The sequence below is a fragment of the [Actinomadura] parvosata subsp. kistnae genome (assembly GCF_900323885.1).
Classification (GTDB): Bacteria; Actinomycetota; Actinomycetes; order Streptosporangiales; family Streptosporangiaceae; genus Nonomuraea; species Nonomuraea composti.
This window is the reverse complement of sequence record NZ_OOHJ01000008.1, coordinates 216,067-228,142: the sequence shown is the minus strand read 5'-3', so window position 1 is coordinate 228,142 and position 12,076 is coordinate 216,067. Positions and strand designations below refer to the sequence as shown.

General features: G+C 71.4%; 9 protein-coding genes. 5 read left to right on the top strand and 4 right to left on the bottom strand.

What is annotated here, in order from left to right; translation table 11 throughout:
- The first annotated feature begins 50 nt into the window (after positions 1–50).
- Entirely contained in the window at positions 51–665 is a 615-nt protein-coding gene (gene rpsD / locus KIS93_RS09275) for a 30S ribosomal protein S4 (RefSeq protein WP_080046963.1), read from the top strand.
- Positions 666–694: 29 nt separating this feature from the next.
- Here rpsD and KIS93_RS09270 read toward each other — a convergent pair whose 3' ends face one another.
- Positions 695–1,561 carry an ion transporter gene (locus KIS93_RS09270; RefSeq protein ID WP_080040645.1) on the bottom strand — a complete coding sequence of 289 codons (867 nt, stop codon included), beginning with the start codon at positions 1,559–1,561 and terminating at the stop codon, positions 695–697.
- Between the two features lie 122 nt (positions 1,562–1,683).
- On the opposite strand from KIS93_RS09270, the gene KIS93_RS09265 reads away from it, so the two are divergent.
- On the top strand, positions 1,684–1,992 hold the full coding sequence (locus KIS93_RS09265) for a DUF4190 domain-containing protein (RefSeq protein WP_080040644.1): 309 nt from the start codon (positions 1,684–1,686) through the stop codon (positions 1,990–1,992).
- A gap of 36 nt (positions 1,993–2,028) precedes the next feature.
- Here the strand turns inward: KIS93_RS09265 and KIS93_RS09260 are convergent, their stop codons facing one another.
- Positions 2,029–3,387, bottom strand: a complete 1,359-nt coding sequence (locus KIS93_RS09260; RefSeq protein WP_080040643.1) for a S8 family peptidase — start codon at positions 3,385–3,387, stop codon at positions 2,029–2,031.
- A 187-nt stretch (positions 3,388–3,574) separates the two neighbouring features.
- Here KIS93_RS09260 and KIS93_RS09255 point away from each other — a divergent pair, with 187 nt between their 5' ends.
- The 3 genes from KIS93_RS09255 (at position 3,575) to KIS93_RS09245 (ending at position 8,536) form a co-directional block, all read left to right on the top strand.
- On the top strand, positions 3,575–5,614 hold the full coding sequence (locus KIS93_RS09255) for a spermine/spermidine synthase domain-containing protein (RefSeq protein WP_080040642.1): 2,040 nt from the start codon (positions 3,575–3,577) through the stop codon (positions 5,612–5,614).
- Positions 5,615–5,854: 240 nt separating this feature from the next.
- Positions 5,855–7,198 carry a lipase family protein gene (locus tag KIS93_RS09250; RefSeq protein WP_155128057.1) on the top strand — a complete coding sequence of 448 codons (1,344 nt, stop codon included), beginning with the start codon at positions 5,855–5,857 and terminating at the stop codon, positions 7,196–7,198.
- Positions 7,199–7,333: 135 nt separating this feature from the next.
- Positions 7,334–8,536, top strand: coding sequence for a cytochrome P450 family protein (locus KIS93_RS09245; RefSeq protein WP_155128054.1), 1,203 nt, complete (start codon positions 7,334–7,336; stop codon positions 8,534–8,536).
- 99 nt (positions 8,537–8,635) lie between these two features.
- Here KIS93_RS09245 and KIS93_RS09240 read toward each other — a convergent pair whose 3' ends face one another.
- Positions 8,636–10,504 (bottom strand): LCP family protein, encoded by a 1,869-nt coding sequence (locus tag KIS93_RS09240; protein ID WP_080040640.1) that lies wholly within the window; start codon positions 10,502–10,504, stop codon positions 8,636–8,638.
- A gap of 134 nt (positions 10,505–10,638) precedes the next feature.
- A complete protein-coding gene (locus KIS93_RS09235; RefSeq protein WP_230466364.1) occupies positions 10,639–11,655 on the bottom strand; it encodes a neutral zinc metallopeptidase in 1,017 nt (338 codons plus the stop codon).
- Positions 11,656–12,076: the final 421 nt, after the last annotated feature.

The window sequence follows — 12,076 nt, the reverse complement described above, 5'->3', positions numbered from 1 at the left end:
GTAGGTTAGGCTTACCTAAGTAAGGATTACCTAATCACATTGAGGTGAACGTGCGCTACACCGGCCCGAAGGTGCGACTGTCGCGTCGCGCGGGCGTCCCGCTGACCAGGAAAGCCGTCCGCTACTTCGAGCAGCGCCCCTACCCGCCGGGCGAGCACGGACGCAAGACGAACCGGCGCAACACCGGCGACTACGGCCTGCGCCTGATGGAGAAGCAGAAGCTGCGCTGGTACTACGACGTGTCGGAGCGGCAGCTGCGCCGCTACTGGGACCTCGCCGTGCGCAAGTCCGGCGCCTCGGGCGCCGAGCTGGTCACGATCCTGGAGAGCCGCCTGGCCTCGCTCGTGCTGCGCGCCGGCCTGGCGCCGTCGATCTACGCGGCCCGGCAGTACATCAGCCACGGGCACATCGCCGTGGACGGCCGCAAGGTGGACATCCCGAGCTACCTGGTCAAGCCGGGGCAGGTCATCTCCGTGCGGGAGCGTTCGCGCAGGATGCAGCCGTTCGTGGCCGCCGCCGAGGGCGTGTACGCCGACGACCGCACCGCCGCGTACCTGTCGGTGGAGCTGCCGGAGCTGCGGTTCACGCTGGTCCACCGGCCCGAGCGCGAGCAGATCGCGATCCCGGTGGACGAGCAGCTCGTGGTGGAGTTCTACTCCCGCTGACGGGAGTCACCAAGGCCCGGGGGCAGCGGTCATGCGGACCGTGATCGCTTCCCCCGGGCCTTCTTCACGCCAGGGGCCGGGGACGGGGACGGTTCGCGCAGCGCGCGGAGCTCCGCGACCTCCTTGCGCAGCTCCGCCAGCTCGTTCAGGATCTGCTGCGTGTGGGACCTGGTGTCCTCCATGATGTGCGCGGTGCTGTCCTCCAGCGCCGCCCGCTCCTCGGCGTTCTCCTCATCCATCGCGCTCACGACCACCGCGAGGAAGAGGTTGAGCACGACGAACGTGCACACGAGGATGAAGATGGTGAAGAAGATCCACGCCGTCGGGTGCCGGCTCATCACCTCCCGGGCGATGTTGCCCCAGTCGTCGCCCGTCATCGTCTGGTAGAGGGTGAACAGCGAGGTCGGCAGGCTGCCGAAGCGGTCGGGCGCGGTCTGCCCGTACAGTTTGGTGGCCATGACGGCGGCGACGTAGAGCACCAGCGACAGCAGCACCACGATCGAGCTCATGCCGGGCATGGCCCGCAGCAGCGCCGAGACCACGCGGCGCAGGCTGGGCACCACCGACAGCAGGCGCAGCACGCGCAGGATGCGCAGGGCGCGCAGCACCGACAGGCCGCCGTTGGTGGAGGCGAAGGCGATGGCGACGATGAGGGTGTCGAAGACGTTCCACGGGTCGCGGACGAAGGCGGAGCGCTCGACGTACAGCTTGGCTGCCAGCTCGGCGGTGAAGACGTAGAGCGCCACGTGGTCGATGACGGTCAGGAGCGTGCCGTACTTCTCGACGACGGCGGGGAAGGTCTCCAGGCCGAGGGTGGCCGCGTTGACCAGGATGACGCCGATGATGAACCGCTGGAAGTGGCGGTGGGCGAGCAGGGCTCGGGTGCGTTCACGCACGGGGGGCAGGCTCCTCGGAGGTGGATCAGGTCGCCTACCATGATGACGCATGATGATCAAGTGGCAGACTGTGGTATAAAAGCCGACTCGACGTCATCGAAGGTCAGGGGAATCGCGCGAGCATGTCCTATTCCGACTACGGTGCGGGCCCTTACGGGCCGCCGCCGCGCAGCCATCCCAACGGCACGGTCATCCTCGTGCTGGGCATCATCAGCCTGGTGGGCTGCCTGCTCACCGGCCCCTTCGCGTGGGCGATGGGCAACAAGGCGCTGCGCGAGATCGACGAGAGCGGCTACTACTACGAGAACCGCGGCATGGTGCAGGCCGGGCGCATCTGCGGGATCGTCGGCACCGCGCTGCTGATCGTCACGTTCTGCTTCACCGCGCTGGGCGTGACGCTGGCCATCATCGGGGCGGCGAACTCGTCCTGACGGCGGGGCCGGGCCCGGCCCCGCTCGCCGGGAGACTCAAGGGGTGTGCTTCGACCGCTTCTGCAGCGCCGCGATGATCCCGGCCGGGTCGACGGTCCCGTAGCCGTAGTCGTAGTCGAAGCCGACCTCGCTGCGGTCCTCGGCCGTCCTGCGCAGCAGGGCACGGAGCTGGGCCGGCGACAGCTCGCTCGCCGGCCAGCGGCTGCGCACCGCCGCCACCAGCCCGGCCGCGACCGGCGCGGCCGCCGAGGTGCCCGAGTCGGGCTCGCGGGCGCCGAACGCCTTGGAGCCCAGGAAGTGCGTGTACGCGCACACGTCCGGCTTGCGCGCGGTCAGCCGTCCCGGCCCCTGCGAGGAGTAGCCCACCCGCTCGCCGTTGACGTCGACGCCGCCCACCGACAGGGCCCGCGGATGCGAGTTGGCGCCCACGATCGGCCGCCCCTGGTAGGCGCAGCGCCCGTCGGGGCAGTCGCGCCCGCAGTTGCCGGCCGCGAACAGCACGTCCGCGCCCGCCTTGTCGAGCGCGGCCACCATGAGGTTGAACGGGTGCGCGGCGTTGTCGGAGTAGTTGCCCGGATGCCCGACGGGAAAGTCCCATTCGGGGGAGAACGACCCCCACGAGTTGGTCACCACCAGGGCCCGCGACGCGGCCGGCTGGGCGTCGAGCACGGTGCGCAGGTGCGCGAAGGCCGCCACGGCGTCCGACAGCAGCCCGTCCATGGCCGAGCCGCCGGGCCGGGTGGACAGCAGCAGGGGGATGTCGATCAGCGTGGCCTGGGGCGCGGCGATGAGCGCGTCGAAGGCGCACATCGTGCCGTGGTCGACCTCGAACTCGCCCGGCCTGCCGGTCACGCCGGACGGGCTCCAGCAGCGCTGGGCGTCCACCGTGACGCCCCTGCCGAGCTGCCTGGCGGCGTGCGCGGCGTTGATCCCGGTGTCGAGGACGGCCAGCGTCACGCCGTCGCCGTCGAGCCCCTCCGCCTGCATACCGGGGACGTTCAGCAGCCGCTCGACGTCGTGCCAGTCGCCGGCCGGCGGGTCGCCGCCGCACACGGGGGCGGACTCGATGACGGGGTCGGCGAAGACGCCCACCACGTCGGGCCGCAGCGCGGGCAGCAGCGCCACCCTGGCGGTCAGCTCGTCGTCCGAGATCGTGCCCCTGACCAGCACCGAGGCGTCCTCGGCGGCGAGGGAGAAGTCGAGCGGCTGGTTGAGCGAGAGCGGGTCGCCGCCCGCGGCGGGGATCGGCCGCGGCACCGCCACGGGCACGAACGCGGGATCGAGCTCGACGCCCGGCAGCCCGTCGGCGACGTCGGCCGTGGTGGCGGTCCGGCCGGGGTCGGCGACGGCCGCGACGAGATCGGGGGAGGGGCGGAGCTGGATCAGGATCCGCATGTGTCACCACCGAGACGTTTGTGGAGGGAAACGAACCTCCCAACATTCCTTCATCCGCCCCCGGCGCGTCCAGTGGATCTGAGGGGTTTTGACCTGCGGAAACTCCCTATTCGGGGCGAAGCGGACGACATTTGTTCTGGGACGTCAGACTTCCTTGTTTTCGGTCTGTTCACTACGGTGAGGCGTTATGACGCTCCAGGCGCAAAAGCCGGTCGACGACGGAGAAAAAGCCCACTGGTTGGCGGTACGCCCGAGGCTCGTCCTCGCCAGCGCCTTCATGCTCTTCCTGGAGCTGGCGCTGATCCGATGGACCGGGTCGAACATCGTCCATCTCAGCTATTTCACCAATTTCGTGCTGCTCGGCTCCTTCCTGGGGATCGGGCTGGGCTTCCTGCGCGTGGGGCGTTCGCGCCGGCAGCCGTACTACTCGCCGATCGTGCTGGCCGTGCTGACCATCGTCGTGCTGACCTTCCCGGTCACCGTCGACCGCAACACCGAGGGCGTCCTGTACTGGACCAGCCTGTCCACCACCGGGCCGCCCGCCTGGGCGATCCTGCCGGTGATCTTCTGCGCCGCCGCGGTCGTGCTCATGGGGCCCGCCGAGCTGGTCGGGAGGTGCTTCCCCGAGCTGCCGCGCCTGGAGGCCTACCGCTACGACCTGATCGGCAGCCTCACCGGCATCGCCGCGTTCACCGCGCTGTCGTTCCTCAGCGCGCCGCCGGTGTTCTGGGGCCTCATCGCCGCCATCTGCTACGGCCTGCTGCTCGTGCCCAGGCCGCGCGGGCTCTACGTGGGGCTCGTGACCGTGCCCTCCCTCGTCGTGGTCGGGCTGCTGCTGGCCGAGACGCTCACCGCCGGGGCCATCTGGTCGCCGTACTACAAGGTCACCACCAAGCAGCTCGTGCAGCTCGGCGTGCCCGTCACCGACATCGCCGTCAACGGCATCCCGCACCAGCAGGCCGTGCCCGCCTACGCCCGCCTGCAGTGGGAGGCCCAGTACGGCCTGCCGTACGAGCGGGCGAGCAAGCCGCCCAAGGACGTGCTCATCGTCGGCGCGGGCAGCGGCACCGACGTGGCGATCGCCCTGTCCAAGGGCGCCGCGCGCGTGGACGCCGTCGAGATCGACCCCAAGCTGCGCGAGCTGGGCGGCTCGGTGCACCCCGACAAGCCCTACGACGACCCGCGCGTCACCACCCACGTCACCGACGGCCGCGCCTTCCTGGAGCGCAGCGGCGACAAGTACGACCTCATCCTGTTCGCCCTGCCCGACTCGCTCACGCTCGTCTCCGGCGCCAGCTCGCTTCGCCTGGAGAGCTACCTGTTCACCGAGGAGGCCATGCGGGCGGCCCGTGCCCACCTCAAGCCGGGCGGCACGTTCTCGATGTACAACTACTACCGCGAGAGCTGGCTGGTGGACCGCCTGGCCACCACCATGCAGCGCGCCTTCGGCCACAAGCCGTGCGTGGACGTCGTCAGCACCGCCGGGCAGCAGGCCGTCATCACCGCCGGCGTGACCGCGGCCGACCAGCGCTGCGCCGCCGAGTGGCCGGGCGCCGCCCCCGGCACGCCCGAGCCCGCCGGCGACGACCGGCCCTTCCTCTACCTGAAGGAGGGCACGATCCCGCCGATCTACGTCATCACGCTCGGCCTGATCCTGATCGTCAGCCTGCTGGCCGTGCGCGTCGTGGCCGGCCCCTACCGGCGGATGCGCCCGTACGCGGACCTGTTCCTGCTGGGCGTGGCCTTCATGCTGCTGGAGACGAAGAGCGTGACCGGGTTCGCGCTGCTGTTCGGCACCACGTGGGTGGTCAACGCGATCGTCTTCGCCGGCGTGCTCGTCGCGGTGCTCGCCGCCGTCGAGGTGACCCGCCGCTTCCGCGTCCCGCCGCTGCCGGTCATGTACGGCGTGCTGCTCGCCGGCCTTCTGCTGGCCTGGCTCGTGCCGAACGAATGGCTGCTGTCGCTCCCGGTACCGTTGCGCGCCGTGGCCGCCGTGACGGTGGCATTCCTGCCGATCTTCGCCGCGAACGTGGTCTTCGCCAAACGTTTCGCCGACACCGCCGACGCCACCACCTCTTTCGGTGCGAATCTGCTGGGCGCGATGGTCGGCGGCTGCCTCGAGTACGTCGCCCTGGTGATCGGTTACAAGGGCCTGCTCATCGTGGCGGCCCTGCTGTACCTCGGCGCCCTGGCCCTGCTGCCCAGGAAGAACTCCGCGCTGGTGTGACCGCTGTCGGAAAATACCGCCGGGCATTTCCCGAATGGTCTTCGTAATTCCTTGACCGCCGGTCAGATGAACGGTTTCCGGCACGGGTTGCTTTGTCGGGGAACGCGAGGTGAGGTAGAGATACCAGCCATGCCTTGATCGCGATGATCGTTTGTCTGTTAAAAAAGAAACTCGTCTTTTCGAAAGGGAGGTACGAGATCGGGGGTGACGTCCGGTAAACCCACGAGCAAAGGTGTAATCATGGCGACACAAGGGGCAGCAAGGATAGATGTCGAGCTCGCCCTGCGGCAGGAGACCGACCCGGTGCCCGCCGGGCGTGCCGAGCAGATCGCCGCGGTGCTCCCGAAGGGGGTGCTGTTCGCGACCACGGCGCCGCCGCCACCCGCAGCCGAGACGCGGGTGCCGCAGACGGAGTGGACCCTCACCTCCGCCTGGCCCTACCAGGGGCGCACCGCCACCGGCAGCGCGGCCGTGCACTACGCGGCCGGCCACGACCGGCTCGTCCGGCCGATGATCCTCGCCGACGGCTTCGGCTACGGAGCCAGCGACGTACGTGCCCTCTGGCACCACCTCAACACGCCCTACCCGCCCCACCAGCAACGCCTGCTCGACCAGCTCCTCGCCCAGGGCATCGACGTCGTGCTGCTCGGCTTCGGCGCCCGCCACACCCACATCCAGGCCAACGCCGGCGTGGCCGCCACCTGCATCCGCCGCGCCATCAGCGAGCGCTCCGGCAACGCGCCACTGATCGTCGGCGGCATCGGCATGGGCGGCCTCGTCACCCGCTACGCCCTCGCCGAGATGGAGAACCGCCGCGAGGACCACCAGACCGCGACCTACCTGTCCTACGACGCGCCCCACAACGGCGCCTGGATCCCGCTGATACTCCAGCAGCTCGCCTACTTCGCCCAGACCCTCGCCCCCACCGAGCCCGGCCAGGCCGCCCTGATCGGCAGCCCCGCCGCGCAGCAGCTCCTGTGGGCGTGGGTCGAGAGCGGCCACTACTCGGGGCCCGTCGCCACCTCCAGCCCGCTGCGCACCGAGTTCCTGGAGGACCTGCGCCGCGTCGGCTGGTTCCCGGTCCGGCCGCGCAAGCTCGGCGTCTCCAACGGGGCCGCCGACGGCACCGGCAGGAACGTGCCACCCGACCACCTCGTGTTCGAGTGGAGCGAGCTCGGCGGCCTCGTCGGCGCCACCGTGCGTACCCAGCCGGAGCGCGGCGTCAACCGGCTCGTCGGCGGCATGCGCGCGGTGCCGATGTGGGCCAGCAAGAGCTACACCAGCGACGTCGCCTCCTTCGACGGCGTGCCGGGCGGCACGCTGCCCCTGTACGGCATGCTCGCCGACCGGCTGGGCGTGCCCATCGAGGGCCGGTACCGATCGGCCTGCTTCGTGCCCTCGGTCAGCGCCGTCGCCCTCCAGTACGACCCGCTGGAGTGGCCGATCGACCTCTACACCGACATCACGTCCCTGTCGCCCGAGCACAGCCAGCTCGACGACTACCAGTGCGACGCGCACAACTCCGAGCACGGGCAGGTGACCGGCGTGCTCGCCGACTGGATCCTGGGGCAGCTCGGCAAGTAGCGTCGGCCCGGTGGGCGCGCGGAGCGGGCACGACCGGCCCTCTCGGCGCGCCCGCCCGGCTGCCCGCGCGCCCGCCTGCCCGCCCTCACCTGCCCGCGCCCGCCCGTCCGTCCGCCCTCACCGGAGTCCTCACGCATGCTGAACGAGATGCTGCCCGGTTACCCCGGGCTGGTGGCCGACCCGTACCCGGCCTACGCCGACCTGCGGGCGGCCGGCGCCCCCCACCTGGTCACCATGCGCAGCGGCCTGTACGGCTGGCTCGTCACCCGCTACGACGACGCCCGCGCCGCGCTCGCCGACCCCCGGCTGAGCAAGGACCCGCGCCACGCCCCGGCCGACTGGCAGGAGGCGGGGCGCGGGCGGCCATTGGAGGACCGGGCGGGGCTGGGCACGCACCTGCTCACCACCGACCCGCCCGAGCACACCCGGCTGCGCCGCGTCGTGTCGGGCTACTTCACGCCGCGCCGGCTCGCGCGGCTGCGGCCGGGCATCGAGTCCGCCGCCCGCGCGCTCGCCGCCGGGCTGTCCCCCGGGGACGACCTGGTGGGCGGCTTCGCCTCCCCGCTCCAGTCGGGGGTGATCGGCGACGTGCTCGGGGTGCCGGCGGACGATCGTACGGACTTCCGGCGCTGGACGGCGGCCGTGGTGTCGTCGCAGCCGGGAGAGGCGGACGCCAGACCGGCGGCGCTGCGGGCGCTCGGCACGTACGTGAGCGGGCTGGTCGAGGCCAAGCGGCGGGCACCGGGGGACGACGTGATCAGCGCGATGATCACCGCCGCCGAGGAGGGTGACCGGCTGAGCGGGGACGAGCTGCTGTCGATGATCTTCCTGCTGCTCGTGGCCGGGTACGAGACCACGGCCGGTCTGGTGGCGCTGGGGACGTACACGCTGCTGCGCCACCCCGAAGCGCTGGAGCTGCTGCGCGAGCGGCCCGAGCTGATCGAGCCGGCCGTGGAGGAGTTGCTGCGCCACGACAGCCCGGTCGAGCTGGCCACGTGGCGCTTCGCCCTGGAGCCGGTCGAGATCGGCGGGGTCGTTCTGCCGGCCGGGCAGCCGATCCTGGTGGCGCCGGCCGCGGCCAACCGCGACCCGCGCCGCTTCGCCGAGCCCGACCGGCTCGACCTCACCCGTAGCGACAACGCCCACCTGAGCTTCGGGCACGGGCCGCACTACTGCCTGGGCGCCCTCCTGGCCCGCCTCGTGGGGCGGGCGGCGCTGGCGGAGGTCGTCCGGCTGCCCGGCCTCGCGCTCGCCGTGCCGGCCGAACGGCTGCGCTGGCGCGCCAGCCTCACGGTGAGAGGGCCGGTCGCGCTGCCCGTGACGTTCGGACCCGCCTGATCACCGGCCCCACGGCTTCCGGCCACGGGCCGCATGGCCGTCGGAGGCTTCCGGCCATGGACCGCACGGTCCTCGGCGGCTACCGGCTACGGCTCCCCGTTACAGGCCGCACAGCTCGTCCAGGGACTGCGCCCCCGCCTTCTGGGTGTTGCGGGTGGGCGTCTGCGTGGGCGTGGCCGTGCGGGTCCTGGCGGGCGTGGCGCCGGTGACGCTCGGGGAGGCGCTGACGTTGGCCGTCTGGGCCCGGCGCGCGGGCCGCAGGGAGTCGTTGAGCGCCTTCTTCGTCGCCGTACGGATCTTCGCCCAGTCGGGGCGGCCCGAGTAGAACTCCGGCGGCACGAACTGCAGGCTCGTGATCCTGGCGTCCTTGACCTTGACGGCCAGCTCCACCAGCGGCTGCACCAGGGACCGCGGGATGTTGGTCTGGGCCAGGCGCTTGGCCGCGCCCGCGATCTTCTCGAACCGGGCGAGGATCACGGCGGGCGTGGCTTGCTGGGCGAAGGCGCCGATGACGCAGCGCTGGCGGGACATGCGGGAGAAGTCGTCGCTGCCGACGCGGGAGCGGCCGTACCACAGGGCCTCCTCGCCGGAGAGCTTGCGGTAGCCGGCCTTGATCGTGCCGGCGGTGCCGTAGAGGCCGCCCCACTTGACGTCCTGCTCGACCCGGATCTTGAGGCCGCCGATGGCGTCCACGAGGTCGGCGAAGCCGTACATGTTCATCAGCATGTAGTAGTCGATCTTCAGGCCGAGCGTGTAGCCGATGGCGTCCATGAGGGCGCGGGGGCCCCGGTTCTTGCCGCCCATGAGCTGCGGGTTGTCGTTGGCGTACTGCCAGACCTCGTTGAGCAGGCCGCCGTTGGGCAATTCGGCCATGAACCCGTTCGGGAACTGCTTGTGCAGCGGCGAGGAGGCGGGGAAGCGCACGTGCTGCAGGTTGCGCGGCAGGCTGAACAGCACGGTGGCGCCGGTCTTGAGGTCGACGCTGGCCACGTTCATGCTGTCGGTGCGCACGCCGGTCCTGTTGCCGGCCGCGTCGCCGCCGATCAGCAGGAAGTTGACGCGGTCCCGGTCGCCCCACGGGTTCTCGGGGTTGTGGGTGACCTGCGGCTCGCCGGGCTCCGGCGTGTCCTTGAAGATCGAGCCGACGGCGTCGCGGGCGGCGAGGACGTAGTTGGCGGTCAGCGCGAACGGCGACATGACCGCCACGCACAGCACGCCCACGACGATGCCGGTCAGCACCTGGCCCTGCTGGTGCAGCCGGTTCGGGCGCAGCGCCACGTACGAGGTGACCACCACCGCGAACCAGGCCAGCGCGAGCACCGAGGCGATGACGACCACGACGACCATGCTCGTGTCGTTGGCGAGGAAGGAGGCGTTGGTCAGGTCGCCGGCCACGGTCAGGCCGAAGGCGATGGCGCCGAGCAGCAGCACCGCGTACAGGCTGAGCAGCACCAGCCCGGTACGGCGGCGCCCGGCCCGCAGGTGCGCGGCGCCGGGCGCGACGGCGGACAGCGCGGTCCAGCCGAGCATGGAGGCGGGGGTCAGCGGCCTGGCGAAGCGCGGCGCGCCCGAGCCGGAGCGCGCCTTGGCGGGGCGGGAGGCGGGCTTGCCAGGCTTGCCAGGCTTACCGGGTTTGCCGGGTTTGGCCGTCCGGCCGGAGGGGGTTCCGGCGACGAGCTTGCCCGGAGCGGCGGACGCGTCCGAAGCCGGAGCGCCGACCGGCTCGGGACCCGGCCTGCCCGGCCTGCCCGCCTTGCCCGGCTTGCCGGCGGCGGGGCCGCTGGGCTTCCCGCCGGCGGGCGTGCCTGGGCCGGTGGCCGTGCCTGAGCCGGCGGGCGTGCCTGGGCCGGCGGGCGCGCCGGCGTCGGCGGAGGGGGTGGCGTTCGGGTCGGAATCCGGGCGCGGTCGTCGCGTGGGGCGCCGTTTCCTGCCTTCCGGCGCGGTGTCTACCCCATCGCGATTAGTCACACCTGGCTCCTTACACGCCTACCAGGCAAAACCCTCGTTTTGCCCCCCGATCGGCACAAGATTGCCAGGATTCTAGTCCCCATACCTGGACAACAGAGACATGTGCCCAACCTGAGATGAACGCCACGGGTCCCTCAGGAGACCGTCGAGGACGGCGCCATCCACGTGTTGCACTGGTACGCCTTGTTCCGCTCCCACCCCTGCCGGAACCACCGCCCGCTGTTCACCGGCTTGCCGTGGTCGCGAGGATAGCCCGGATGGTCGCCCACGTTGCTGAAGAACCAGAACAGCCGGCTGCGGTTGGCCGTGCTGACGGGATATGTCGACGCGACAGAGCGCATCCACATGGCGCCGAAGCAGTTGGCCTGCAGCTCCAGCCGCCGGCTGAGCGCCAGCTTGCCGCTCTGGCTGCCGGAGTCGAGCGTCGCCGACCACCAGGAGTTCATCAGGCCCGTGAGGTTCTGGACGTGGTGGCCGTACTCGTGGGCCATCATGCCGATGATGCCGCCGTGCCAGGTGATCATCTGGCCGTAGCCGACGGCGTTCCCGCGGCCCCTGGCCATGGCCGAGGTGGAGGCGTAGATGGTGTTGTTCTGCGGGCAGTAGTACGGCACCGTGCTGCCCGGCGACGGGTAGTCGCCGCAGGCGCCCCGCCCGCCCTGCGCGGCGATGGCGTACCTGGGCGGGCTGAACCGGAAGCCCTGCTTCTCCAGCACCGGCTTCCAGGCCCGGTCCATGCACCGGCCGGTCTTGATGATCAGCGCCTTGAGCTGGCTGTGGCTGAAGATGCTGGCGTTGCCGGCCGGGCAGCTCAGCCGGGGCAGGACACCCGCCCGGTAGACGCTGTTGTTCTTCAGGCTCGTGTTGACCGTGACCTGGGCGGGCGGCGTGACCGTGGTGTCCGGCTCGTCGTCCTGGGTCGGGGTCGGCTGCTGGGTGGGCTCCTCGCTGCGCGTCGGGGTCGGCGACGGCTCGTCGTCCTCGGTGAACCGGGTGGAGGGCTCGTCCGACGGCTCGTACGTCGGGATCGCCACCGGCGTGGAGGTGTCCGAGCCGGAGGAGCTCGACAGCATCACCGCGCCGATGACGATCAGCACGAACAGCGCCGCCAGCGAGCCGAACACGGCGCCGAGCACGCCGAGGACCCCCATCCCCGACTTCCTCGGCTGCGGCGGCCGGTGCCACTGCTGCGGCGGCATGGGCGGTGGTGGCGGCGGCGGGGGAGGAGGAGGCGGCGTCTGCCGGTACGGCTGCTGCCCGTACGGAGGCTGTCCGTAGGGCGGCTGCCCGTGCTGAGGCTGTCCGTACGGGGGCTGCCCATACTGAGGTGGCCCGTACGGTTGCCCCTGAGGGGGCGGCGGTGGCGGGGAGGCGGCGGCTGGGGCGGGCGCGGGTAGGCCCCGCCCTGAGGTTGCGGCTGCCGGTATCCGGGCGGCGGCCAGGGCAAGGAGGGGGCCGCTGGGGCTGTCCTGGCCCCTGTGGCGGGGGTGGATATTGCCCGTTCCCTGTCACCGTGTCTCCCCGATTGCCCCGTCGTCCGGAATGCAGGCTTTTGCCGTGCGACTTGTCGGA